At 60.4% G+C, this 25,770-nt stretch carries 24 protein-coding genes and 1 pseudogene; 12 read left to right on the top strand and 13 right to left on the bottom strand.

Annotated features, from left to right (window positions below):
• Positions 1-168: 168 nt before the first annotated feature.
• From WN982_RS28810 to WN982_RS28835, 6 genes are all read left to right on the top strand, one after another.
• Entirely contained in the window at positions 169-1,302 is a 1,134-nt protein-coding gene (locus WN982_RS28810) for an acyl-CoA dehydrogenase (protein ID WP_341318975.1), read from the top strand.
• 241 nt (positions 1,303-1,543) lie between these two features.
• The gene (locus WN982_RS28815; RefSeq protein WP_341318976.1) at positions 1,544-3,235 is read left to right on the top strand and encodes an AMP-binding protein; all 1,692 of its coding nucleotides are present in this window, start codon (positions 1,544-1,546) and stop codon (positions 3,233-3,235) included.
• Between the two features lie 60 nt (positions 3,236-3,295).
• On the top strand, positions 3,296-4,825 hold the full coding sequence (locus tag WN982_RS28820; RefSeq protein WP_341318977.1) for a CoA-acylating methylmalonate-semialdehyde dehydrogenase: 1,530 nt from the start codon (positions 3,296-3,298) through the stop codon (positions 4,823-4,825).
• Between the two features lie 59 nt (positions 4,826-4,884).
• On the top strand, positions 4,885-5,790 hold the full coding sequence (gene mmsB / locus WN982_RS28825) for a 3-hydroxyisobutyrate dehydrogenase (protein ID WP_341318978.1): 906 nt from the start codon (positions 4,885-4,887) through the stop codon (positions 5,788-5,790).
• Positions 5,787-6,596, top strand: a complete 810-nt coding sequence (locus WN982_RS28830) for an enoyl-CoA hydratase (protein ID WP_341318979.1) — start codon at positions 5,787-5,789, stop codon at positions 6,594-6,596. Before mmsB ends, WN982_RS28830 begins: the two co-directional genes overlap by 4 nt.
• On the top strand, positions 6,593-7,741 hold the full coding sequence (locus WN982_RS28835) for an enoyl-CoA hydratase/isomerase family protein (protein ID WP_341318980.1): 1,149 nt from the start codon (positions 6,593-6,595) through the stop codon (positions 7,739-7,741). Before WN982_RS28830 ends, WN982_RS28835 begins: the two co-directional genes overlap by 4 nt.
• A 373-nt stretch (positions 7,742-8,114) precedes the next feature.
• Here WN982_RS28835 and WN982_RS28840 read toward each other — a convergent pair whose 3' ends face one another.
• From WN982_RS28840 to WN982_RS28865, 6 genes are all read right to left on the bottom strand, one after another.
• On the bottom strand, positions 8,115-9,062 hold the full coding sequence (locus WN982_RS28840) for an IS110 family transposase (RefSeq protein WP_341312542.1): 948 nt from the start codon (positions 9,060-9,062) through the stop codon (positions 8,115-8,117).
• Positions 9,063-9,969: 907 nt separating this feature from the next.
• On the bottom strand, positions 9,970-11,100 hold the full coding sequence (locus tag WN982_RS28845) for an IS481 family transposase (RefSeq protein ID WP_341313135.1): 1,131 nt from the start codon (positions 11,098-11,100) through the stop codon (positions 9,970-9,972).
• A 327-nt stretch (positions 11,101-11,427) separates the two neighbouring features.
• Positions 11,428-12,279 (bottom strand): siderophore-interacting protein, encoded by an 852-nt coding sequence (locus WN982_RS28850; protein ID WP_341318981.1) that lies wholly within the window; start codon positions 12,277-12,279, stop codon positions 11,428-11,430.
• Positions 12,280-12,378: 99 nt separating this feature from the next.
• Positions 12,379-13,269, bottom strand: a complete 891-nt coding sequence (locus tag WN982_RS28855) for a PadR family transcriptional regulator (RefSeq protein WP_341318982.1) — start codon at positions 13,267-13,269, stop codon at positions 12,379-12,381.
• Positions 13,270-14,395: 1,126 nt separating this feature from the next.
• Positions 14,396-14,716 (bottom strand): DUF4148 domain-containing protein, encoded by a 321-nt coding sequence (locus WN982_RS28860; RefSeq protein ID WP_341318983.1) that lies wholly within the window; start codon positions 14,714-14,716, stop codon positions 14,396-14,398.
• Positions 14,717-14,826: 110 nt separating this feature from the next.
• Complete coding sequence (locus tag WN982_RS28865) at positions 14,827-15,072, bottom strand: DUF4148 domain-containing protein (RefSeq protein ID WP_341318984.1); 246 nt, start codon at positions 15,070-15,072, stop codon at positions 14,827-14,829.
• Between the two features lie 325 nt (positions 15,073-15,397).
• Here WN982_RS28865 and WN982_RS28870 point away from each other — a divergent pair, with 325 nt between their 5' ends.
• The 3 genes from WN982_RS28870 (at position 15,398) to WN982_RS28880 (ending at position 17,309) form a co-directional block, all read left to right on the top strand.
• Positions 15,398-16,567: a porin gene (locus tag WN982_RS28870; RefSeq protein ID WP_341318985.1), complete on the top strand. Its 1,170-nt coding sequence runs from the start codon at positions 15,398-15,400 to the stop codon at positions 16,565-16,567.
• Positions 16,568-16,737: 170 nt separating this feature from the next.
• Positions 16,738-16,860 (top strand): hypothetical protein, encoded by a 123-nt coding sequence (locus WN982_RS28875; protein WP_341318986.1) that lies wholly within the window; start codon positions 16,738-16,740, stop codon positions 16,858-16,860.
• Positions 16,861-16,931: 71 nt separating this feature from the next.
• The gene (locus tag WN982_RS28880) at positions 16,932-17,309 is read left to right on the top strand and encodes a copper resistance protein CopC (protein ID WP_341318987.1); all 378 of its coding nucleotides are present in this window, start codon (positions 16,932-16,934) and stop codon (positions 17,307-17,309) included.
• Between the two features lie 294 nt (positions 17,310-17,603).
• Here the strand turns inward: WN982_RS28880 and WN982_RS28885 are convergent, their stop codons facing one another.
• From WN982_RS28885 to WN982_RS28895, 3 genes are all read right to left on the bottom strand, one after another.
• Positions 17,604-18,647, bottom strand: coding sequence for a patatin-like phospholipase family protein (locus WN982_RS28885; protein WP_341318988.1), 1,044 nt, complete (start codon positions 18,645-18,647; stop codon positions 17,604-17,606).
• Between the two features lie 325 nt (positions 18,648-18,972).
• The gene (locus WN982_RS28890) at positions 18,973-19,644 is read right to left on the bottom strand and encodes a YceI family protein (protein ID WP_341319453.1); all 672 of its coding nucleotides are present in this window, start codon (positions 19,642-19,644) and stop codon (positions 18,973-18,975) included.
• Between the two features lie 266 nt (positions 19,645-19,910).
• Complete coding sequence (locus WN982_RS28895) at positions 19,911-20,213, bottom strand: hypothetical protein (RefSeq protein WP_341319454.1); 303 nt, start codon at positions 20,211-20,213, stop codon at positions 19,911-19,913.
• Between the two features lie 946 nt (positions 20,214-21,159).
• On the opposite strand from WN982_RS28895, the gene WN982_RS28900 reads away from it, so the two are divergent.
• Positions 21,160-21,477, top strand: a complete 318-nt coding sequence (locus WN982_RS28900) for a DUF4148 domain-containing protein (protein ID WP_341318989.1) — start codon at positions 21,160-21,162, stop codon at positions 21,475-21,477.
• Positions 21,478-21,990: 513 nt separating this feature from the next.
• Here WN982_RS28900 and WN982_RS28905 read toward each other — a convergent pair.
• Positions 21,991-22,254 carry a hypothetical protein gene (locus WN982_RS28905; RefSeq protein ID WP_341318990.1) on the bottom strand — a complete coding sequence of 88 codons (264 nt, stop codon included), beginning with the start codon at positions 22,252-22,254 and terminating at the stop codon, positions 21,991-21,993.
• Between the two features lie 185 nt (positions 22,255-22,439).
• Positions 22,440-22,712: a DUF4148 domain-containing protein gene (locus WN982_RS28910; RefSeq protein ID WP_341318991.1), complete on the bottom strand. Its 273-nt coding sequence runs from the start codon at positions 22,710-22,712 to the stop codon at positions 22,440-22,442.
• Positions 22,713-23,004: 292 nt separating this feature from the next.
• On the opposite strand from WN982_RS28910, the gene WN982_RS28915 reads away from it, so the two are divergent.
• Together WN982_RS28915 and WN982_RS28920 are read left to right on the top strand one after the other, a co-directional pair.
• Entirely contained in the window at positions 23,005-23,949 is a 945-nt protein-coding gene (locus WN982_RS28915; RefSeq protein WP_341318992.1) for a metallophosphoesterase, read from the top strand.
• Between the two features lie 34 nt (positions 23,950-23,983).
• A complete protein-coding gene (locus WN982_RS28920) occupies positions 23,984-24,331 on the top strand; it encodes a cupredoxin family copper-binding protein (RefSeq protein ID WP_341318993.1) in 348 nt (115 codons plus the stop codon).
• A gap of 415 nt (positions 24,332-24,746) precedes the next feature.
• Here WN982_RS28920 and WN982_RS28925 read toward each other — a convergent pair whose 3' ends face one another.
• Positions 24,747-25,067: a DUF4148 domain-containing protein gene (locus WN982_RS28925; protein ID WP_341318994.1), complete on the bottom strand. Its 321-nt coding sequence runs from the start codon at positions 25,065-25,067 to the stop codon at positions 24,747-24,749.
• Positions 25,068-25,206: 139 nt separating this feature from the next.
• A pseudogene (locus WN982_RS28930) lies at positions 25,207-25,452 on the bottom strand (DUF4148 domain-containing protein).
• Positions 25,453-25,770: the final 318 nt, after the last annotated feature.

Here is a 25,770-nt window from a genome sequence, read left to right on the forward strand (position 1 = left end):
CAGCTCGAATCGGGTTTGCATGATCTCGGTATGGTAAATGCGCTCAGCCAGAATGATCGGGCTGAGCATCGAACCTGTCCAGCAGCTTCCCTACACTTGCCTGAACCGTTCGCGAGCCGGAGGTCACATCAAGGCCGCGACCAGACGCAAAAGACAGGATCGAGCCATATGGACAGCTTCTACACCGATGAACAACGGATGATCCGCGACGCCGCCCGCGACTTCGCCTCCGAGCGCCTCGCGCCGAACGCCGCGCAGTGGGACCGGGACGCGAAGCTGCCCGCGGAAGTCGTCGCGCAGATGGGTGAACTCGGCTTTCTCGGCATGATCGTGCCGTCCGAATGGGGCGGCTCGTACACCGACTACGTGGCCTATGCGCTCGCGCTCGAAGAGATCGCCGCCGGTTGCGCCGCATGCGCGACGCTAATGAGCGTGCACAACTCGGTCGGTTGCGGGCCGATTCTGAACTTCGGCACCGACGCGCAGAAAGACCGCTATCTGCAAGACCTCGCCACAGGCCGCCGCATCGGCGCCTTCTGCCTGACCGAGCCGCAAGCCGGGTCCGAGGCGAACAATCTGCGCACTCGCGCCGTCTTGCGCGACGGCAAGTGGATTCTCAACGGCAACAAGCAGTTCGTGACCAACGGCGCGCGCGCCAACATCGCGATCGTGTTTGCCGTTACCGATCCCGACCGCGGCAAGCGCGGCCTGTCCGCGTTCATCGTGCCGACCGATACGCCTGGCTTCAACGTCGGCCGGCCCGAGCACAAGCTCGGCATTCGCGCGTCCGATACGTGCCCGATCTCGCTCGACGACTGCGCGGTGCCCGAAGTCAATCTGCTCGGTGAACCCGGCGAAGGCTTGCGGATCGCGCTGTCGAATCTCGAAGGCGGGCGCATCGGCATTGCCGCGCAGGCAGTCGGCATTGCGCGGGCCGCGTTCGATGCCGCGCGTCTCTACGCGAACGAACGCATCCAGTTCGGCCGTGCGCTGAAGGAGCATCAGACCATCGCCAATATGCTCGCCGATATGGCGACCCGGCTGAACGCCGCGCGCCTGCTCGTGCATCACGCGGCGCGGCTGCGTACGGCGGGCAAGCCGTGTTTGTCGGAGGCGTCGCAGGCCAAGCTGTTCGCGTCGGAACTGGCTGAGGAGATCTGCTCGAACGCGATCCAGATTCACGGCGGCTATGGCTACCTCGAGGACTATGCGGTCGAGCGGCACTATCGCGACGCCCGCATCACGCAGATTTACGAAGGAACCAGCGAAGTACAGCGGATGGTGATCGCGCGCCATGTCTGAACGAAAGCGCGGGCAATTTGAGCGCAAAATAGCCTGCTCAATAACATAAAAGCGGAGCGCATACCGCGCCACCAGCATGGGATCGGAGTAAGTGCTTTGCATGGGACCAGAGTAAGCGCTATGGGGCTGGAGTAAGCGCTAAAGCGCTAACTCCAGCCGACACGCCAACTCTGGTCGACTGCGTTGCATGGGACCAGAGTAAGCGCTGAAGCGCCAACTCTGGTCGACACAGGAGACGACGATGACTGCAGCGAAGGACTTTTTCGACGCGCGTGACCTGTTATTGCGCCATCGAACCGACTACGACCGTGCGTACCGCGAATTCGCGTGGCCGGCGCCAGGCGAGTTCAACTGGGCGCTCGATTACTTCGACGTGATCGCGAGAAATAACGACAATCCGGCGCTGTGGATTGTCGACGATCCGGCGAGCGAGGGTTTGCGTCTGTCGTATGCACAGATGTCGGAGCGCTCGGCGCGCATGGCGAATTTCCTGCGCGGCGTCGGCGTAGGGCGCGGCGACCGTTTGCTGCTGATGCTGCCGAACCGCGTCGAACTATGGGACGTGATGCTCGCGGCAATGAAGCTCGGCGCGATCGTGCTGCCCGCCACCACCCAGCTTTCCGCCGACGACGTGCGCGACCGCGTGCAGATCGGCGGCGCGAATTTCGCGGTGGTCGATTGCGCGGAGCTGGCGAAGTTCGATGCACTGGATGTGCCGCTCACCCGCATCTCGGTCGGCACGCCGCGCGACGGCTGGATCGACCTCGCCGCGGCTTACGCGGCATCGCCGCAATTCACACCCGAAGGCGTCACGCACGCCACCGATCCGCTGCTGCTGTACTTCACCTCGGGCACCACCTCGAAGCCGAAACTGGTCGAGCATACGCACCAGAGCTACCCGGTCGGCCATCTGTCGACGATGTACTGGATCGGTCTGCAACCGAACGACATCCATTGGAATATCAGCTCGCCGGGCTGGGCAAAGCACGCGTGGAGCTGCTTCTTCGCGCCGTGGAATGCGCAGGCCTGCGTATTCGTTTTCAACTTCCCGCGCTTCGTACCGAAGGACACGCTCGACGTGCTGGTGCGCTTCAACGTCACCACGCTATGCGCGCCGCCGACTGTCTGGCGCATGCTGGTGCAGGAGCCTCTCGCCGACTATCCGGTGAAGCTGCGCGAGATTGTCGGCGCGGGCGAGCCGTTGAATCCGGAGATCATCGAACGGGTGAAACACGCATGGGGCGTCACGATCCGCGATGGTTTCGGCCAGACCGAAACCACCTGCCAGATCGGCAATTCGCCGGGCCAGCCGGTGGTGCCGGGTTCAATGGGACGCCCGCTGCCGGGCTACAGGATCGAACTCCTCGATGCCGACGACCAACCCGTGAGCGAAGGCGAAATCGCGTTGCCGCTGGCCGAACGTCCGCTCGGTTTGATGACCGGCTACGCGAACAACGCCAATGCGACCGCGCAGGCGATGCGCAACGGCTTCTACCGCACGTCCGATGTCGCGCTGCGCCGTGACGATGGCTACTACGTCTACGTCGGCCGCGCGGACGACGTCTTCAAATCGTCCGACTACCGGCTGAGCCCGTTCGAACTCGAAAGCGTGCTAATCGAACATGAGGCGATTGGCGAAGCGGCCGTGGTGCCGAGCGCCGACGCACTGCGTTTGTCGGTGCCCAAAGCGTTCGTCACCGTGCGGCAAGGTTACGAGGCCGGACCCGAACTCGCACGCGCCGTGTTCGCGTTCTCGCGCGAAAAACTGGCACCGTACAAGCGGATTCGCCGTTTGCAATTCAGCGAATTGCCGAAAACCATCTCCGGCAAGATTCGCCGCGTCGAGTTGCGGCGCCGCGAAATGGAGCGCGAAGCCGAACCCGCGCGCCTGCCCGGCGAATACTGGGAAGAAGATTTTCCGGATCTGCGTTGATTCTTTTTCATTTCTAGTCACTGTCCGGCCGCCGCGCGGCCACTGCACAGGAGTTTCAGCATGAGCGCAATTGCTTCGACCCAAGCCGGGCGACAGATCGCCACCGTCAAACTGCTGATCAACGGCGAGTTCGTCGATTCGAAGACCACCGAGTGGCGCGATATCGTCAACCCGGCTACGCAAGAGGTGCTCGCACGCGTGCCGTTCGCGACCGTCGATGAGGTTAACGAAGCAATCCGCTCCGCGCACGCTGCCTTCAAGACGTGGAAGGACACGCCGATCGGCGCGCGCATGCGCATCATGCTCAAGTACCAGGCGCTGATTCGCGAACATATGCCGCGCATCGCTAAGACCTTGAGCGCCGAGCAGGGCAAGACGATCCCCGATGCCGAAGGCGATATCTTCCGCGGTCTCGAAGTGGTGGAGCACGCAGCGTCGATCGGCACCTTGCAGCAAGGCGAATTCGCGGAGAACGTGGCGGGCGGTGTGGATACGTACACGCTGCGCCAGCCGATCGGCGTGTGCGCAGGTATCACGCCATTCAATTTCCCCGCGATGATCCCGCTGTGGATGTTCCCGATGGCGATTGTCTGCGGCAATACGTTTGTGCTGAAACCGTCCGAGCAGGATCCGTTGTCGACGATGCAACTGGTCGAACTGGCGCTCGAAGCCGGCGTGCCGAAGGGCGTGCTCAATGTCGTGCACGGCGGCAAGGAAGTGGTCGACGCGCTTTGCACGCACGAGCTGGTGAAAGCGATTTCGTTCGTCGGTTCGACGGCGGTCGGCACGCACGTTTACCGTCTCGGCAGCGAACATGGCAAGCGCGTGCAATCGATGATGGGCGCGAAGAATCACGCCGTTGTCTTGCCCGATGCGAACCGCGAGCAGACCCTGAATGCGCTGGCCGGCGCGGGCTTCGGCGCGGCGGGGCAGCGCTGCATGGCGACCTCGGTGGTCGTGCTGGTGGGCGCCGCGCAGCAATGGCTGCCCGATCTGGTGGCGAAGGCCAAAACGCTGAAGGTCAACGCAGGCAACGAACCGAACACGGATATCGGCCCGGTGGTCTCGCGCGCGGCGAAGCAGCGCATTCTCGGCCTGATCGAAGCGGGTGTTAAGGAAGGCGCAACGCTCGCGCTCGACGGCCGCGACGTGAAGGTGAGCGGCTATGAACAGGGCAACTTCATCGGTCCGACGGTTTTCACAGATGTCACCACCGAGATGGAAATCTATCGCACCGAAATCTTCGGTCCGGTGCTGCTGGTGTTGAGCGCGGCCACGCTCGATGAGGCGATCGCTCTCGTCAACCGCAATCCGTTCGGCAACGGCGTAGGGCTCTTCACGCAAAGCGGCGCGGCGGCGCGCAAATTCCAGAGCGAGATCGACGTCGGCCAGGTCGGCATCAACATTCCGATTCCGGTGCCGGTGCCGTTCTTCAGCTTTACCGGCTCGCGCGGCTCGAAGCTCGGCGATCTCGGACCGTACGGCAAACAGGTCGTGCAGTTCTACACGCAGACCAAAACCGTCACCGCCCGCTGGTTCGACGACGAAACCGTCAACGACGGCGTCAATACGACCATCAGCCTGCGCTAAGGCCCACTGAGCGTACTAGGTTAAGTGCAACAAGCGCACGCGAAAACGGAGACGACACCATGAAAATAGGCTTTATCGGACTCGGCAACATGGGCGCGCCGATGGCGCACAACCTGCTCAAGGCGGGCCACGCGGTCAACGTATTCGACCTCAGCGCGCAGGCCGTGCAGGCATTGGTCGATGCTGGCGCGAAGGCTGCGGGTTCGCCGAAAGCAGCGGTGAGCGACGTCGAATGTGTGATCACGATGCTGCCTGCCGCTGCACATGTGCGCAGCGTGCTGACGGCGGACGACGGCATATTCGCCGGTATTGCCAAAGGCGTGACGATCATCGACTCGAGCACGATCGACCCGGCAAGCGTCAAGGCTTTCGCAGAACTGGCTGCGCAGCACGGCAACACCTTTGTCGATGCGCCCGTGTCGGGTGGCACCGGCGGCGCGGCGGCGGGCACGCTGACCTTTATGGTCGGCGGCAGTGCGAGCGCGTATGAGCAGGTCAAGCCGGTGTTGTCGGCGATGGGCAAGAACATCGTCCATTGCGGCGATACCGGGACCGGACAGGTCGCGAAGATCTGCAACAACCTCGTGCTCGGCATCACGATGGCGGGCGTGGCCGAGGCGATGTCGCTCGGTGAAGCACTCGGCATCGACCCGAAGGTGCTCGGCGGCATCATCAATACCTCGACCGGGCGTTGCTGGAGTTCGGACACGTATAACCCGATGCCTGGCGTGATCGAGACCGCGCCGTCGACGCGCGGTTATACCGGCGGCTTCGGCACCGATCTGATGCTCAAGGACCTGGGCCTCGCCACCGACGCCGCGAAGTTCGCACGCCAGCCGGTATATCTCGGCGCGCTGGCGCAGCAGCTCTATCAGACGATGAGCACAAAGGGCGCAGGACGCCTGGACTTTTCGGCGGTGATCAAGCTTTACCGTAACGACGGCAAGGACGGGGGCGCGAAATGATCGAACTCGACTACGCGCACGATGGCACCGTCGCACTGCTGACGCTCAGGTGGCCACCCGCGAATGCGTTTACGCCAGACGGTTTGCTGCAATTGCAGGAGACTGTCGAACGCCTGAACGGCGAGGCGCGCGTGCGGGCGATCGTGATGACTGGCGACGGCCCCAAGTTTTTCAGCGCGGGCGCCGACCTGAACACCTTCGCTGACGGCAATCGCGAAATCGCGCGTACCGTGGCGGCGCGCTTCGGCAGTGCGTTCGAAGCATTGCAGAATGCGCGTCCGGTGGTGATCGCGGCGATCAATGGCTATGCGATGGGCGGCGGCCTCGAATGCGCGCTGGCGTGCGATATCCGCATTGCCGAACAGCATGCGTTAATGGCTTTGCCCGAGACCGCGGTCGGCTTGCTGCCATGCGGATGCGGTACGCAGACGCTGCCATGGCTGGTCGGCGAAGGCTGGGCGAAGCGGATGATTCTGACTGGCGAACGCGTCGATGCGGCCACCGCTTTGCGCATCGGCCTGGTCGAAGAAGTCGTGGAAAAGGGCGCCTCGCGCGAGGCCGCGCTAACGATGGCGGCGCGCGTCGCGACGCTGAGCCCGCAGGCGGTCGGCTTCAGCAAGACGTTGATTCACCAGGGACGCAACGGTGTGCCGCGCGCCGCTGCGCTGGCGGTGGAGCGCGAGCGTTTTGTCGATCTGTTCGATGGTGCGGATCAGCGCGAAGGCGTGAATGCGTTCCTGGAGAAGCGCGCACCGCGCTGGCAGGTTACGCAGGATGAGCACGTGGAGCAGGAGACACATCGATGAGCGCCTTGCAGAGCGTAGCGATCGAAGCGAGCGTGGAGGCGGAGCGGGAGATTCTGTTTCGCGTCGTCAACCGCGTGGCGATCATCACGCTGAACCGGCCGGCGGCGCTCAATGCGTTGTCGCACGCGATGGTGCGTGAACTTGCGGTACTGGTCGAGCATTGCCGAACTGACGACGGCATCGTCGCGCTCGTGCTGAAGGGCGCGGGCGCCAAAGGCTTTTGCGCCGGCGGCGACGTGCGCGAAGTTTACCGGCTGGCGAAGAATGGCGACAGCCGATGGCTGGCATTTTTTGTCGACGAATACCGGCTCGATTACGCGCTGCACACGTTTGCGAAGCCGGTGGTTGCTTTGCTCGACGGCATTACGATGGGCGGCGGCATGGGTCTTGGCCAGGCGGCGCGATTGCGGATCGTGACCGAGCGCAGCCGGATCGCGATGCCGGAGACGCGCATTGGTTTTTTGCCTGACGTCGGCGCGACGCGGTTTTTGAGTGTGATGCCGGCGGAGGTCGAGTTGTATGTCGGCCTGACGGGCGTGACGCTATCTGGGGCTGATGCATTGCGGCTGCAACTGGCCGATATATGCGTGCCTGCGGAGTGGCTCGCTACGTTTGAGGAGCGTTTGCAGCGCATGTCGCATGAGGGGGATTTGCTGGCGGCGTTGCGAGGGGTGTTCGAGCCGCCATGCAACATTATTCCGCATGCTGCGTTGGGGCCTTTTACGCAGTTGATTATGCGGCATTTCGATCGGCGCTCGAGTGTCGAGCGGATGGTCGCGACGTTGCGGCATGATTTGGACCGCGAGCCGCCGCGGGAGGTTCGGCAGTGGCTGCAGGCTACTTATGATGCTATGACTGGGCATTCGCCTACTATGTTGTGTGTTGCTCGGGAGGCTTTATTGCGGGGGCGGCAGATGACACTGGCTGAGTGTTTTCGGATGGAGTTGGGGATTGTTAAGCGGGTGATTGAGGAGGGGGATTTCTGCGAGGGGGTGAGGGCGCAGTTGATCGATAAAGATCGACGCGGGAGGTGGGCGCCATTTAGCCTGGCGGAAGTTCGCTCAGAGAGAATTCGGTGGTTTTTGGCTTCGCCATGGAGAAGGGAGCAGCATCCGTTAGCTGCTATGGGAGCTGAAGAAAGGTGATGGTTTTGCCTTTGGCGGCGGCATTTGTTGTTTGCCTGCGGCGTTGGTCTTTTTCTGGTTTATTTGCCTGCGCGGCGCTTGTTGTCTGTGTGCCTACGGTGTTGGCCTTTCCTTGTTTTGTTATTGGTTTATTAGCGTCGCCCCTGTGCGGGGCAGGCACCTACTTTTCTTTGCCGCCGCAAAGAAAAGCAACCGTATTGGAAGTCAAGCGGCGAGCTGTCCCTCAAGGTGCGAATTGTCGGTCGTGGAGAGCATTTTGTGGGCGCGCGTAATCCTCGCGACCCGCACGATTGAGCAACCTGCAGAAGGTGGGCATGGGCGGCGTGAATGCTTGCGTTAAAAGCGCAACAGCCGGACGCAACCCTGCCGGAAGTCAGTCAGCCGATGGTCTCCAGGGTGTCGAGTTGTGGACCATGGCGTTGAGCGTGACGATGAGTTTGCGGATGCAGGCCGTCATGGCAACCTTGAACGGCTTGCCGGCGTTGCGCAGACGGTCATAGAACGCCCTGATGGTGGGGTTAAAGCGCAGCGCAGGCACGCAGGCCATGTACAGCGCGCGCCGCACGATGGCGCGGCCGCCCTGGATGCGACGCTTGCCGACATGCTTGCCGCTGTCGCAATTGAAAGGTGCGACGCCGGTGAGTGCGGCGATCTCGCGGCGGTTCAGCGAGCCGAGCTGGGGCATGAAGGCGATCAGCGTCGCGGCAGCGCCGGGGCCGATGCCGGGCACGGAGCGCAGCAGGTCTTCCTTCTGGCGCCAGGCAGGTGAAGAACGCAGGAACGAATCGATGTCATGATCCGCGAGCCTGAGCTGCTGTTTGAGCCACTTGATGTGATCGTTCAGGCTCCCGCGGGCTGCGGCATGGGCGCGCTCCAGGCGTGCTTTCTCGGCGACCAGCATGTCCATGAGCTGGGCCCGGCGCAGCAGCAGGGCCTGCAACTGCTCGGTCTGTACATCGTTCAGGGGGCGCACGACGGGCTTGATGGCAGCGGCGAATTGAGCAATGACAAACGCGTCGATGCGATCGGTCTTGGCGCGCGTGCCGGTGGCCCTGGCGAAGTCGCGCACCTGTCGGGGATTGACCGCGACAGCGGGCAGTCCGGCCTGACAGAGCGCCCTGAGTACGGCGAGCTCGAGCTTGCCGGTGGCCTCCATGACGATCAGTGTGGGATTGAGCGCGCCAAGGCGCTGGACCAGCTGGTCGATGGCGACGGTTTCATTGTCGACACTGAAATGTTCGGTGGTGTCGTGGATGGCGACATCGAGGGTGCTGCCGCTGACGTCGATGCCGATATAAACGGAAGAAGAAGGCTGGTTCATCACGGTACCCATACTTGCAGGAAAATACGAGCTCGGGGCTCAGTCAACTGTTCGGGTTAAGAGGATGAAAAGGACAGTCGCTCAGGCTTTTCTGCGGGCTCGAAGCACTTTAGGCAGACGAGCTGACTGTCCATGTGGCGACAACTGATCGGATCGGCGCCACAGGAGGGAATATACAAGTAGGCAAAAGAAAGCGGCTCAAACCGCTAATTCTTAAGCGGGTCCCTCGGCTTGGAGGAGGCAGTGGAGCATCTGGAATCTGTGTTCTCGCACATTCAGCCTCGGTGACAAGGCAGTCATTCTTCCGGCGACGCTTCGCGCGCCGTAGCGGTACTTCATAAAACCGTCGGGTCCGTCGGGTGCTTCCAATGCCTACAGTCGTTCAAGCGTAACGGCTTGCCTTTGTTGCGCTAGCGTAACTCGCGGCTGCGTTCCTTAGCCACGCTGACGTAACTCGCGCCTGCGTTTCGTTCGGCCAAGCGGCTTGTAATTCGCGGCTGCATTTAGTTAGGCAAACTGACTAGCACTTCAACTATTCAGCGCCTCGCCGAGGCGCAGCCGATGGCACCCATCGCGCGTAAACGAAACCACTGATTTCTCTTGCAGATCGTCCCGGCGAGCACGCAGTGCGAGGCGGGAAGGATTGTGCGGCAAGCGCATACATCCCATCGGTGTTGAGAAGTACCGCTACGGCGCGCGCAGCGCCGCCGGAAGTATGACTGCCTTGTCACCGGGGCGGAATGTGCGAGGACACTGATTCCAGATGCTCCACTGCCTCCTCCAAGCCAGGGGACCCGCTTAAGAATTAGCGGTGTGAAGCCGCTTTCTTTGCTTACTTTCTTTGCGGCGGTGTATAGACCGGGGACATGATTGACAAACGTGCGGAGACATCGTTGACACTTTATGGTCAGTGATTCTCGCTCCTCAGGTCAAGGGTGAGGATGCGGTGATGTGCAAACCAGAATTCAAATACGCCGTCTTCGCCCACCTTTGCGCGTGCCGCAACCGGCAGTCCATAAAGTGCGTTCGAGACCTTAAGTTTCCGTCCCTTAAAGCGTAGCTGGCCATCTGACCTGACTCGTAGCACCACGTCGTCCGGGCCGTATTCAGGCTCCTGCAGGATCGATGGATACGCCCGGGGGCTGGGCTTGTAACGGCTGACCGGCGTGTCCATGCCAATCGCCTCGTGCGGACGTTCGCAGTTATACACGGTGCGCCAGCGGTCCAGTTCCTGTTGCACGTGCTCCTGCGTAGCGAAGCTTCGTCCGTTCAGCACTTCAGCCTTCAACGTACGGTGAAACCGCTCATCCTTGCCATTGGTCTGCGGGTGATACGGCCGGCTGTAGCTGATACGGATACCCAGCCGGATCAGCCAGACGGCCAGCTCGGTAAGCTGCCCCGGACTGCTGGGCGAACCCCACGGCGAGCCGTTATCGGTGTTGATGCGCAACGGCAGGCCGTAGTGCCCAAACGCCTCACGTAATCCCGCCTGCACGGTCGAGGTGTCCGTCGGCCCGCAGGCACGCAGCAGGATGCTGAAACGCGAGTGGTCGTCCAGCACCGTCAGGGGGCTGCAACGCTGCTTCTGGAGGGTATCGAAGTGACCCTTGAAATCCATCTGCCAGAGTACGTTGGGCTGCTCGTGTTCAAAGCGCTTCCACGGTTCGCTCATTGCTGAATCGGTCGGCAGGATCAGGTTATGCCGGTGCAGGATGTCGGTCACGGTGCTGGGCTGCGGCACCGCCTCAAAGCCCAGATCCTGCAGGCGCCGACTGATCTTGCGCCCGCCCCAGCGCGGATGGGCCTGGCGCAGCCGCACCACTTCCTGCTCCATGGCAGCGGGAGTCTTCAAGGGGCTGGTGGCTGGGCGCCGTGATTGATCTGACAGCGCGTTCTCGCCACGCTTAAGCCATTTGTAGCCGGTCTGCCGGCTGATGTTGAAGCGCTGGCACAACTCGGTGATCGTCAGGGTGTCCTGACTGGCCAGATGAACAAATTCCTGTCGGAGGCTCATGGTGTCTCTTGCGTTCCAGGGCATGGTCGGGACCGGGCGTTTTAATACCCGGAAGTGTCAACCATGTCCCCGCACACCTGTCAGCTATGTCCCCGGTCTATACACGGCGGCAAAGAAAGTAAGTGCCTGCCCCGCACAGGGGCGACGCTAATCGACCAATAACAAAACAAGGAAAGGCCAACACCGTAGGCAAACAGACACAAAGCGCCGCGCAGGCAAAGAAACCAGGAAAAGACCAACGCCGTAGGCAAACAACCATGCCGCCGCCAAAGGCAAAAGCAAAAACTAAAACATCATCCTTCTGCGACAGCATCAGCCCGCATAACCCCCACCGGGGGCGAATCAACCACCTCAGTCGTCGAGCGATTCGTGAACCGCTTCGGCCCCCTGTTTCCAGTAGCTGGCAGCGCGAATGCGTGATTTGTCGACGCCACGTTCAGTGCACAAGTGATAGCGCACTGCACGCATCGTCGCGGATTCGCCGGCCGCCCACACGTAGCCTTCGCCGTCTTCGGGCAGATAGATTTCACGCATCGCCTGCAGCAACGCGTCGCCGCGATACGCCGACTCGCTGCGATAGCGCCAGACGATATGCAACTCGGCTTGCGTCGAGAATTCGATGCGCGCCAACGGGTCAGCCACTTCGATCACCGCCGCGACGCGCGTGCCGGCAGGCAGTTCTTCGAGGCGGCGGGCGATGGCCGGCAGCGCGGTGTCGTCGCCGATCAAAAGATGCCAGTCGAAGCCGGTGGGTATCACCAGCGACCCGCGCGGGCCACCGACGCCGAGATATTGGCCGACTTCGGCTTGCGCTGCCCACGTCGCTGCCGGCCCGGCCTCATGCATCGCAAATTCGATGTCGAGTTCGCGAGCCTCGCGGTCGAAGCGGCGTGGCGTGAAATCGCGCGCGATCGGGCGTGGCTGGTCGGCGGGGAACACGGGGCCGTCCGGGCCGGCGACCGGTACCACGGGTTTGTCGGCGCCAGGTTCCGGGAAGAACACTTTGATGTGGTCGTCGAATGAAGCGGAGATGAAGTCGTGCAGATCCTCGCCGGTGAAGGTGACGCGAATCAGATGCGGCGTCAGCGCGCGAACCCGCTTGACCTGCAACAGACGGAACTTCAGCGGGTGCCGCACGCGGTTGACCGCCAGATCGGCCCGGTTGTTATTTGCCGGCTCATTGCTTAACTCATTTGTCAGCATTCGGTGCTACTCCTGTTGGTTGGATCGGCGCGCGAGGATGCGGGGATGCAAGTGTGCGTAACGACATGTCATGGCGCGCGGCGCTTATGCAGCGCGATTTCAAACGGTCTGGTCGCCGCCGTCGTTATCGTTTTTGCCTTCGATTTCCTGTGCCGCACGCATCAGGATCGCGGCGATGCGGCGCTGTTCTGCGGCCGGCGCATTGTCCCGGCGCAGCAGCGCATGCTTGAGCGCGCGGCGCGCTTCGTTCAGTTCCGGCAGCCAACCACCTACGCTGATGTCGGCCGGTTCCTCGCCGGCAAAAGCGCGGCGCACGGAATCCATCTTGCGGGCAATATGGCTTAGTTTCGCGAACATCAACTCGACGCGGTCGCGGTTGGCGCTCAGATACTCGCGGCCCGCTTCGGCCAGTTCGTAGCGCTTGCGGTTGCCTTCGAGTTGCACGGTCACGTAGCCGAGCTCTTCCAGATACGTGAGCGCCGGATAGACCATGCCGGGGCTCGGGCTGTAGAAGCCGTTCGAGCGGGTTTCGAGCGCCTTGATCAGCTCGTAGCCGTGGCTCGGCTGGGCGTCGATCATCGACAGCAGCAGCAATTGCAGGTCGTCGGAGCTGAATTTGCGGCCGCGCGGAAAACCGTCGCCATCGCCGCCGAAGCCGCCGGGACCGCCGCCGAAGCGTCCGCCGCCGCGGTGCTCGTGATGGCGGCCGATTGCGTGCCACAGCGCATGCAGCGAGAAGCGGTCGTAGCCGTGATGGCCGTGATGGCCGAAGCGCCGGCTGCGGCGGAACTCGCCACGCTCGTCGCCATGAAAGTCATGCCGGTCGCCGCGCCTGTCGTGCTCATCGCGCCCTTCGCGACGGCGCTCGCCGCCATACTCATGATGGCGGGTGGACGCGTGCCAAAGCGCATGCAGCGAAGAATGGTCGTGCTGGGCGTAGGAACGGTCGTCCGCGTTGCGCGACCGGGAAAAACGGTGGTGACGACGCATCTTGAGTGCCTCATTTGTGTCTTAAGATGTGTCGTAAGATATATATCTAAAGATAGTTTGTCAAACTACTTTTCAAGAGATATCGGCGCACAACAAAGTCTGCTGGAACGGAAGGTTCGCCGTTCGGATACAACAAAGTCTGCAGCACCGGGAATATTCGGTGTGCGGCGCACAATTGCGAGTGCGTTATGGCTATCGCTGATGGCCTGTCGATAGTTGGCGAGGGCCGCTTGTCGCAAGGTGGGCTGGCGGCCGTAAGCGTGAATTGCTCGCTTCGGCTCTGACCAACCCGGTCCGTTCAGGGTTGCGTAGGGCGTCAAGGGACACGCCCGAGCGCGCGGTCGTTCCTGCTGCTACGGATCCAGGGGGTAGGCGGCGCTGACCGAGTTCACGCGCGATTTGCAGCACCCGGGGTTTCGACTGGCACCTTCGAAGCTTCAGACGCCGCTATCCAACTGTCCAGCTCGGCGGCACACAAGCACTCGTCGTTGCCGTTTGCTTGGGTCGCACCTTGTTGGGCAACACCCGCGACGCGGAACAAGTTCGTCAACCATCGGGCCGCCGGAGATGCCCTTCCGGATTAACGAGTTGATCTCGAACCTCTGCAAGGCACTGCGCGGATATCGTAGATACAGTTTCCTTAGACCGGCGCCAACTTGCCGTAGCCGTGTAGACGGCGCGGGCGCAATATAACCTGCGGCGCTACCGCATCGGCGTATGATTTCTCCGTCACATTCGACGCAAGACAGCGTTATGAGAAATCGCCACATCAGCCTGTCGAGTGCCCAGTCCGGAATTGAACGCCTGATTACCAAGTTAACCGCGAAACGTGGCTTCATCGTCTGTCGTGCGGGCAAGCCTGTAGTGAAGTTGGTACTTCCAAGTCCATGTGGACGACAGGTGCGCCGCGTACCTAACCCGCGGCGACGAAGAAGGCAGCGACAAGTCGGTTCGCAATGACCGGCCACGGCAAGGAGTGGGGTTGGTCGGGATTCTTGAATATCTGAAGCTTCGGATATTTACGAATCTCGGCCAGACCTCGACTATTCTTCGCGCGGAAAACTCCACAACGGTAGATGGGTACGCGAGTAGCGATGTACACGGAATACTAGCGACCGTCTGCACCTCAAGGCGCCGGCTTCGCCTGCCCATTCTGGCCAGCGCTCATCATCGCATTTCGTTCCGCTTGATGTTTGGCGGCAACCTTTTCTTGTGCAGCCTGAATGTCGGCGGGATATGAACCGTCGTCGCCCTGGGACGGGTTGTAACCCGCCGCCTCCAGCTCGTAGAGTTCCTGCATGACCTCTGCGCGCGTGACTCGATGCGTCGCCGGGTCAGGCATGGTTTGCGCAAACACGCCAACTGAAGTCGACATCAGAATCGCGCCTGCGACCGCCAGGTTGCGCAATGACTGGTCGAATAACCGAATTTGTGAGACTGATTTCATGGCGATACTCCTAGTGTTTCAAGGTGCTTGTTCGCAGGATAGACAGGGCGAGCCGAGAATCAGATGAATGACGGGGCCTCAGCATTGGCTCGAGCTAACAAGACGCAAGTTCAATGAGTCGTGCTGTCGTCGATAGACGCGCTCTGCTGCACAAAATGGTCGTGCTTGATGCGCTTGACCTGTGCTGCGTAAATTGGGTTGACCTCGGGGTACGACGTTTCTGTGACGTAGTTCAGCCCGCTTTGCTGTGCTTCGATCAGTTCGTGGTAGACCTCGGCGCGGGTCTTGCTTTGAGCAAACGCGCTCGATGAGGTGAGAGCGGCCAGAGAAATGACGATCACAATGGATTTATCCATTTCAGACTCCTTAGTGTTTCATGAGTATTGTGCGATGTGCATTGAGTAGACAGCGTTTGGTCGACGGATATTCCCGGGCTTGTGAAAAAGAACGCGGGCACCCGTGCAACGCCCCAAATAATTTCGAGCAAGATCGGAATAAACGTGCCGCGTCCCTGGTAAAAGCCGTCATCCGGCATCGTCGTCAAGCCGGACGGAGCCACGCGCGAATGACCAGGATGTCGGTTGACGTCGAGCAGGTCGCGCATGGTTGGAACACGGACATCCGTGGTGCGGATGCGCCAATGTCTTGCGGGTTAATGGCAGGCAATCTGGGGATCACACAATGAAGAAGCAACTTCTGGCATTAGCAACTTTGTGCCTGCTGGCAGGTGTCGTCCATGCACAAAGCAGCGTGACGTTGTACGGCCTGATCGATGAAGGATTCGAGGCCGTTAGCAATGTGCCGGTGGCTCGCAAGACCGGCGGCGGAACCAAATACGCGCTCGACGCTCTCAATGGCCTGAATAGCACACGCTGGGGTTTGCGAGGCACAGAGGATCTGGGCGGTGGCCTTGCTGCGGTATTCACGCTCGAGAATGGTTTTGACCTCAATACCGGCAAGCTCGGGCAGGGTGGTGCCGAGTTCGGACGCCAGGCTTTCGTTGGCTTGAGCAGTAGCCGATTCGGCACGCTCACGCTCGGCCGTCAGTACGACAGCGTAGTGGACTATCTGGGCAACTTCGAATTCGGCGATTCGAATGTCGGTACGGCGCACGCGGCTCACCCAGGCGATCTGGACAACTTCAATAACAGCCGTCGAACCAACAACGCGATCAAGTTCAGGAGCATCGACTACTCAGGGTTGACGTTCGGCGGCGTATACAGCCTGGGAGGTGTGGCGGGATCGTTCACGACTGACCAGGTGTATTCGCTCGGGGCGGCCTACAAGCAGGGGCCGCTGGCCATGGGCGTGGCTTACCTGAACGTGAAGAACCCGGCGGCTTCGCTGTTCGGCAGCAACCCCGCCGATACGGCAACATCCAATGGACTGACGGGCACGCCGGTCTTTAGCGGCTACGCTACGGCGCAGTCGTATCAGGTTATCGGCTGGGGCGGTTCCTATGCGCTCGGACCTGCTGTGTTCGGCGCAACCTATTCGAACATCAGGTTCGGTGATATCGCGGCGCTGGAGCGCAGCACGGCGGTTTTCAACGATGCCGAAGCGAGCTTCCAGTACCACGTGACGTCCGCTTTCCTCGCGGGCATTTCTTATAACTACACGCGCAGCAGCGAGGTGACGGGCAAGGTCGGCGGCGTGAACTACAACCAGTTCGCCATCGGCGCGAATTACACGTTGTCGCCGCGCACGGACGTCTATGCAGCGGTCGTCTATCAGACGGTCAACGGCCGCGATTCGACGGGGGCACCCGCCGTCGCACACGTGAACGGCGTATCGCCGTCGACTAATCAGCATCAGGCGGTGGGCCGGTTGGGAATCCGTACGCGGTTCTGATCGTCACACGTCGACGCGTGACGCAACCGTCGGCCTACCGAGTGGCGCCGGAGGCGTGCTAACCATACCTGGTTCGCTCATTGTGAGCGCCGCGCTGTTGGCAGCATCGAACTGTGTACGCGCAAACGTCGCTGGGGTCCGGCACACATCACATAACGCGTGCGGAGGTTATGTCTGAACTCGAAGAGCTGAAGTCAGCCGGATATAGCCCTTCTCCAGCCGCCGATCTGTACTGCCCTCCCGACATTCAGGCGGTCCAACAGCGGGTCGAAGCCAAACGTCAGGCGGAATAGAATGCGCTAATGGGCTGTAACGACGCGGTGCAGACCCGATCCGCGCCTTGATCAAGATTGACGATACGTCTATGAAAAACTCCTTCCTAAATGGCTCCACTGCACGCGGCGTCGTGGCCGCGTTGAGTCTCGCGACCTCGCAACTGGTGAACGCCCATGCCTACCCGAAACATCAGGCGCCGCCCCCTGGGGCTAGCATGTCTGTTTCGCCAAAGGAAGTGTCGATCGATTTCGATGACGGACTCGAAGCCGAATTTAGCGCGATCATGGTGACGGATGCACAGCGCAGGTCCGTGACGCTCGGCAAGGCGATGGTCGATTCGTCCAACTCGAAACACATGTCGGTGATGCTGAACCCGCTAGCGCCTGGTGTGTATACGGTCACGTGGGTTGCGGTTGCCGCCGACGGGCATCGCACGGAAGCCGAATACACCTTCACGGTCAAATAGCGGCGATCTCGCTTGGCGTTGTGCTTGCATTAGGAGTTCAGCAATTCTTTCTGCAATCTTCGACGCTCAAGTCCGTTGCGCGATTGGCCCGCGATGAAGGCGCTGACGGTCGCGGACCTCTCCCCGTCGCGAGGATGAGTGATGGCATCGGTGCACCCAAAAAGGGCGAGAAGCGGGCAAATAGCCGGCTCGCAATACCCGAAAAGTCAGAGCTGAAGTGTGGGTCGACGACTGACTGATGAACTCCCACATGCCGAGGACGCGCTCAAGTTGCGCGGCTTGTTCAGCATAACCCTAAAGGAATTCCTTGCTGATGTCGACGCTCGATCGTTGGCCGACGTGGTGGTAGTTCTCCTCGAGCCATGCCCCGGCCTCGGTCCGTCCCTTATCACGCAAAGAGCAAAGAAAGTTCCAATCGGCGTTGTACTTGCTCGACACACCGAGTGCGGCCATTGTCTGGTCGGACCGAATCGAGTGGATCAACATTTCCTTCATCCCGCCGGGCTCAATCCTTCGTTGCTGGATCAGCTCGGTTACGAAAGCGATTGCGCGCATCTCACGCATCAGTGACGAATTGAAGCTCACTTCGTTCATGCGGTTGAGGATATCGGCCGGCGTGGTTGGTACGCCGGGGCGCACAATCGGATTGATGTGGACAATCACTACATCGTGTGTTCCGCAGGTATAGATCAGGGGGAAAATTGCCGGGTTACCGACATAGCCTCCGTCCCAGTAATGTTCGCCGTTGATCTCTACCGCCTGGAACAGCGTTGGGAGGCAGGCCGAAGCAAGCACCGCCTCTATACACAGTTCCTGGCCAGAAAAGATTCGTATTTTGCCGGTCTCAACATTAGTTGCGCATAGATATAGATGTATCGGGCAATGTCTTCGCAGCGCGTCGAAATCGACGTGTTGGTCCAGTATCCTGCGCAGCGGATTCATGTTGTGGGGATTGAACTGGTACGGTGACAGGATACGAAGAACAATGTCCGCCAGTAGGTACATGGGCGAGTGGTCCAGTCCGAACGTGTGGGTTCCTTTCAACCACGGTATCTTGCCGAAGGGGTCGTAGCTCTCCGCCGATTGTGCAACGGCGCGCCAGAAGTCGTGCAGCGCCTGGCGCGCGTCTTCGGAATCACCCGTTAATAGACCGTGGGCCAGCACGGCGGCATTCATCGCACCTGCACTGGTGGCGCTGACGCCTTCAATTAGAAGCCGGCCGTCCTCCAGCAGGCGGTCGAGCACGCCCCAGGTGAACGCTCCGTGCATCCCGCCGCCTTGCAGTGCGAGTGCGATCGTCTTCTGCGCGATCTGCCGCTTTCTGTTCTTTGTAGCCATCGAAAACCTCCTCAATGCCGGGTCCAGCCACGCCCCCGATTACCTACCCGTCCCGGCCGTTCTCGCATGCCTATGTTCAGTTGGCGCCACGCCGGCATGGCCTGGTTCTGAATATAAAGTCCTGTCACGTCAATGTTCACGCCCTGAGAAGACATTCGAGTGAAGCCAAGGCATCAAAAAGAAATACTACGTTGCATCGCTGCGACGCACGATGTCATGTCTCTACCGCCCGTGTCTTTAAGGCAGAACGTATCGATCGACCAGCTCGAAAGGATGGCCTTGAGACCGTAGATGATGGCTGATCTGCGTGTTCGCGGTGGTGCCCTCAGGCGAAAACGGCAAGCTGATCTCGGCCCCGAACGTTTATCCTTCTCTTGAACGACACCTCAGGTACACCCGCGGCGCGCTCGGGCGCCGCGGGTTGCCGGATGAATTCCGCCTGAATCCGCACGTTTACGTCGTCGCCTACGGCCGGGAACCACGTCGATAGTCCAAACCTCGCGCGGCTGAAATGGCCTTCCGCCGAGAAGCCGAGCGTGTCCTGTTTCGTCAGCGGATCGGGTGCGAAGCCGTTGAACGTCACTTCAAGCGTGACCGGTTGCGTGGTGCCGCGGATCGTCAGATCGCCGGTCAACGTGCCGCGGGCGTCTCCTGTACGCTCGAAACGCGTGCTGACGAACCGGATCTGCGGGTAGTGCGCCACGTCGAACATATCAGCGCCTTTGACGAGCTTGTCGAGGAGCGGCACGTTGGTATCCACGCTGGCGGCATCGATGGTCGCCGCGACTGAACTCCTGTCGAGCCCGCCTTCGTCCCAGTCGAGCTTTGCGGTCGCGCGATCGAGGCGCATCGTGAAGCGCGAATACTTGAAGTGATCGACGTCGAATGTAATGCTCCAGTGGTGCTGATCAAGTTCGTACTGACCTGGCGGCACTCGCGTTTCAGACTGGCTGACGGTATGCGTGACCACCTGGAGCGGCGTGCATGCAGCGACCATCGCGAGCACCGAAATCCACAACGCACGCGCGACAATCGCAAGAACGGAATGCTTCTTCATCGCTTTCATCCCTGTGCCCGACCAGCGTAACAAGAGCGCAGGCGATACGACCAACACTGGATCCAGTTAGGGTGCCGTTGATGGCCCGCCAGCGCGCATTCGAATCAGCCACGTGACATGCCTGGATTCGATGACGATCAGACTCCCAATTCAATGCAGCCAGCTATCTGCAGTACATCCTGCACCAGGCCGGATCGTCTTGACCCTCAATTTTTCGACGGCGGCACGACATAGGTCCTCACGCCGGCTAGTGGCGATCCGTATCCACCAGACTGCGCATTGTTCGGCAAACCATTGGCGAGTTGCGCCCGCGGATCCGTCGGATTCAGATTCAGCTCTCCCGCCTGCCGATCACCGTGGGTGGGATACTCGCTCCCGCGTGCAGCCTGCGGCAGCAACCGGGTGCTGTTCTCGGGCGCGTTGATATCGTCATATGGGCTGAGACCTTGCGCCGCGACGCTACCCGCGGCGATACACGACACCGCTAGCAGGAGTCCTCTCAATGCCATCAGTGCGCGCGGCACGATCGCTCTCTCGAAAACGTTTTTCATATCACACATCCTTAATGTGCCGAAAGCGCGAGACCCGCTATCGACCTTGTTCTTCATAACGACGCTCTATACAACAAGGCGGCCGAGTCGGCTTCCTCATTCCCAGCGTCGGTTCGCTGCTTGCTTCGTCATGCGCGCAACATCCGGTACCCCTGAGCGGTTGCGATGATGCGCTTGCTGCCTAATTTTCGGTATTCCTCGCCGTGGTTGCGTTCGGTAGCACCAGATGCGCCTGTTTCATGCGTGTAACCTGCTCCGTGAAGATCGGGTTGACGTCCGGGTAGGAGGTTTCGGTGACGTTGTTCGGGCCGTTCGCTGTGCCTCGATCAGTTCATCGATAGACCTCCGCGCGGGTCTTGATTTGCGTAAATGCACCTGACGACGCGAGAGCGGCCAGAGCAAGGACGACCACTGCAAATTCCTTCATTGCAGACTTCAGACCGTTTTGCGATATGCAATGAGTAGACTCTGTTTCGTCGCCGGATATTCCCGCAGCCTGTGAAAAAAGGGAAATTTGCGCGGCCGAAACACCTAAAAATGAGATCGATTGTGATGCGAGTGATCGAGCCGTGGTCCCGTTGACCGGGTCAACGGGCCACATCTTCAGGCCGGACGGAGCGATAAGCGAAGGGCGGGTCCGGGTGTCATCGGGGATGTCATGCGGGACGTTCTTGTTCCGGCCGATCCCGGGCATGGCGGCGGAGGTAGGGGCGATCGTTGGACAACTGCACGGTTGGGCGTGCCACGGTGTCCTCTTATCGCAGATGTCAAGGATGCCTTTTTGTCCTGCGAAAGAGAGTAGGGAATAAGGATGCCGGTTCAGTGGTTTACCCGTGCAGAGCGCCGTGCGCTGGAGTCAAGTGGACTGTGGACATCACGCGCTCGAAAACCAAGGAGTAGCAACATGAAATCGAATTCGCTTAATCGGCTTGTTGGTCAATCCGCGCGTGGTTCGTTCATCGTGAGTGCGGTGCTGATGGCAACGTCAGCCTGTGTGTACGCGCAAACGTCGGCGGAGCCCGGCACGCATCAGATCACCCGTGCAGAAGTGCGACATGAACTCAAGGAGTTGGAGGCGGTCGGATATCGCCCTGTTCCCAATGATCTCTACTACCCAGATGACATTCAGGCGGCGGAACAAAGGCTGGAGGCCAAACATCAAGCAGAAAAGAATGCGCTGACGGGAGGAAGCCAGATAGCGCAGACAAAGCGCACGCCATGAATGCGACGGATTGCGTGTACGGGTCGCACACGGTTTTTCGAAGCCGGGCAGGGTCGGTTTGAGGGTCGCCCGTCGATAGTTACGAACAACGCTTTCGGCTTGATGAGGAGCGCAGGCAAAAAGGTACAGGTCTCGCATTGCTCAGCAAGTGGCATTCGGACTTTGGGGGCTGCTGGTAAAGAGGCGCCACGACGCGAAGCGTCTGGCAAGGTGACATCGATAGTGAGCGGCATCGGGGGGCGCACCTTTTGATCGCGAAGTGCTGATGGTTCGTAAGCCGGCGTTCACTAAAGCGTGTCTGACATTGGTCCATTCGTGAATCCGTGCTCTGGCCCACGGGGGACTGCGCGGCTCGTTGAGGACAGGCTTGCTCGGCACGCGCGCGCACGCGCCGGGCAGCCGACAAAAAAGAGCGCTTCGCCACGGTTTTGCTACGCGCTCCTGTCTGCGATCACCAGCCGTCTACCATGCACCTTCGTCCCCCTTGACATCAGACGTCGAGAGAACTGCCATTTAGGAGCCGAAGAACAGCTGGCAGTAGCTGACCGGACCTACGCATTCATTGCTGCTGGTCTGGGGCAGGGACGTGCATCCAGCAGCCATCAGTCCCGCGAACGCGGCGGCGATCCAGACTGCGCGGCGAACGCACGACGAAGCCTTCTTGCCTACGGGCTGGCTGCGCAAACCTGGGATGCCGTTCGCCGCCTTGTGGTGGCAGGCTGCGCCGGCGCTGTGCGCACCGGGGATCGGGCTGTCGCGAAGATCGAACTGGTTCATTTGCACTTCTCCTGTCTTCAGGTTTGAGCGAGGGACGGGCCTGTAGGTCTTTGCACTTTCAGGCGCGGCATCGCATGGACATGAGCATGTCTCATCGACGTGCACATTTAGTTAGCTTTATTGCCTGAAGTACCGCCGCTCCCACCCTTGCTGGCTGCATTTTGTTGAGGTGAGCTGCTGTTGCTTCATGCGAGTAATCTAGGCCGTGAAAATCTGGTTGACGTCTGGGTACGAGGTCTCGGTGACGAGTTCAGGCCGTATTGCTGCGCTTCGACCAGTTCCTGATCGACTTCGGCGCGCGTCTTGCCTTGAGCAGCTGCGCCCGGTGACGCGAGAATGGCCAGAGAAATTGTGACCGCGGCGAACTTCTTCTCTGCAGACTCCTGAGCGTGATGTGCGATATGCAATGTAGACACCGTTTCGTCGCTGGATATTCCCGCGCCTTCAATAAAACACATTTGGCCGACCGCAAAGTCAGTTCACCGTCGGCTCGCCAGCATCAGGTGGCGGGTCGGTATTTGCCACCGATTCTGATCACGTCGCCGTGACGCGCGTGCCAATGCGATCCTGGTGCGCGGCCACTGCAGCCAACCAGGGCGCGAACCGGTTGCGCCAACCCCACGACCACATTCGAAATGTGCGGCGGGCTGGAATAAAACGGATGACCCGGCAGTCTATGCATTGAATCCAGTCGGAAGGCCCGTCGGATAATCTGGCGGTCTACCTCCTGAACCTAATCGTGAGGGCACTATGTCGTCAGATCTTCCATCCGATCCGTCGCGCCGCGGCGCGTTGAAATGTCTCGCCTTCGGTGGCGTAGGCACCGTGTTTGTCCTGGCCGGCGGTATTCTCACGCCGGTGGAATTAGCCCTCGCCGCCACAGCGAAGGATTCGTCAGTTGCCTCGGGCGTTCCCCTGTTCCTGCAGATCAGCGACACGCATATTGGTTTCAACAAGGAAGCCAATCCGGATGTCGCCGGTACGCTCAAGCAGACGATTGATTTTGTCAACGCCATGCCGGTCAAGCCGGCGCTGACGATTCACACAGGTGACATTACGCATCTTTCCAAACCGGCAGAGTTCGACCTCGCGGCCCAATTGTTGTCGGGCCTGAATATTACCGAGTTGCATACCGTGCCCGGCGAACATGATGTGACAGACGGGTCAGGGACGGAATACTTCAACCGCTTCGGTCAAGCCTCGGACAACAAAGGTTATTACAGCTTCGACCACAACGGCGTGCACTTCATCGGGCTGGTCAACGTAATGCATTTCAAGCCGAATGGATTGGGCGGCTTGGGCGACGACCAGCTCGCCTGGCTGGAAAACGATCTGAAGGGGCGCTCGTCCAGCACGCCGATCGTCGTCTTTGCGCACATGCCAATGTGGACGATTTACGAACCTTGGGGGTGGGGCACCGGCGATGCTGGCCAGGCGATGAGCTATTTGAAGCGCTTTGGTTCGGTCACCGTCCTGAATGGGCATATCCATCAGATCGTGTCGAAGGTGGAAGGCAATATCACTTTCCATACGGCGCGCTCGACGGCGTATCCGCAACCGACGGCCGGCAATGGGCCCGGCCCCATGCCGCTGACAGTGCCGAGCGATCAGCTTCCGAGGATGCTTGGCGTGACCAGCATCAAGATCGTGCGCCACCCGCTGAAGACGACACTTGCCGACACGACACTCGTCTGATTCCAGACACCGCTCATCCACAAGGATCCTAATCATGCGAACCACTTTCTTTCGTCGCGCCTTCGTCGTCTCCCTCGGCGTCGGGATGCTGATGTCGGGAATCGCTTCCGAGTTCACCGTCGCGCAGGCGCAGGAGGCCAATGCGGTCGTGATAAAGAACTTCATGTTTTCGCCGATGTCGCTCACGGTCAAGGCCGGTTCGACCGTGACCTGGAAAAATCTCGATGGCGAACCGCACGTGGTTGTCAGCGACTCCGGCCTGTTCCGCTCCGGTGCGCTCGATCAGAACGACACCTACCAGTTCAAGTTCGATAAACCAGGTGTCTACAAAATCTTCTGCGGGATACACCCGAATATGAAAGAGACCATCACTGTGCAGTAGGTGAGCTCAGGTGAAAGTAGTGCCGCCAGAGGTTGAGTAACCGTCCGGAAGAAGGCGCGAGGACGCGGTGTTCACGAAATTGACTATGGGACCCTGGCGGCGCATACACCATTCCCTTGGGTGCGGAGGACGGCGGATAGACTTTGGATGATCCGCGAAGGTCGAAGGAGGTCAGGTGGAAGATCTTGTCGAAGCTGGCCGGTACCGCCCTGGTTTGAGCGCCGCTGACAGCGTCGGCTCGTGGCGCTGCTTCCGGCCGGTTCAGCAGCCAGGTCTCGCGCAGCAAGGCGCCTTGTGATCAGAAGGCGCACCGACTCAGCGGCATACGGTGATCAGTTCTGGGGTCTCGATAATAGATAGTCTGGTCGGACAGCGGACCCGAACATGCCGGATCATCATCATGGGCTCCGCCGACTCAGGGTGTCGGCTTCGTCTGTCCGGTCTGGCCCAGGCCCATTACTGCACTTCTTTCCGCTTGATGTTTGGCTGCAACCGTTGCTTCCGCGGCCTGAATATTGGCGGGGTAGTCAACCTCGTCGCTCTCGGACGGGTTATACCCGGCCGCCTCCAGTTCTTCGAGTTCATGCCGCACTTCCGCGCGAGTGAGCTGATGTGCGGCAGGGGCAGACGAAGTTTGCGCATACACGCTGGCTGAAGTTGCCATCAGCACCGCGCCCGCGACAACCAGCGCACGTAATGCCTGGTCAACAAACTGTTTCATTGAATCCGATTTCATAGTGGTGCTCCTTGCTTCTTGGGATGCTGATTCGCGCGAAGGTCGGCCTGGGCTGAACATGATGCGAGTGATGGTGACAGGACGGAAAGCATGCGTGTCGTCAACCGCCAGGCAAGATCAGCCGGGGCGAGACGCGTGTTCAATTCATAGTGCTGTCCGTCATGGTTGCGCGCTGTTGCGCAAAATGCTCCTGCTTCATGCGGGCGACCTGCGCCGTGAAGATCGGATTGACAGCCGGGTACGAGGTGTCGGTGACGTAGTTCAGGCCGTTCTGCTGCGCTTCGATTAATTCCTGATAGACCTCGGCGCGTGTCTTGCTCTAGGCAAATGCGCCCGATGACATAAGAACGGCCAGCGATATGGCGGCAATGGCGAGCTTCTTCATTTCAGACTCCTGAGAGTAGTGTGCGGTATGCAATGAGTAGACGCCGCTTCATCATCGGATATTCCCGGGGCTTCAATAAAAAGCATTGGCCTGACTGTCGACGTCAGCTTGCCGTCGGCGACAGGCATCGGATGGCTGGTCGGGGTGATGTCGGCCGTCCGCGGAGGCTTTACCGTTTCACAGGCAGGGTCACGTTCGCGAGGGCAGAGAGTGCGTCGTTGTGACCTTCAGCGCGGATGCAATGTCTCTGAGATCACTCATCCGTCTGCCGCGCTCCAGGGCGTCGCCAGTCGGGATGGGTAGAATTAGGCGAGGGCT

Origin of the sequence: Paraburkholderia sp. IMGN_8 (assembly GCF_038050405.1) — a bacterium.
Taxonomy (GTDB): domain Bacteria; phylum Pseudomonadota; class Gammaproteobacteria; order Burkholderiales; family Burkholderiaceae; genus Paraburkholderia.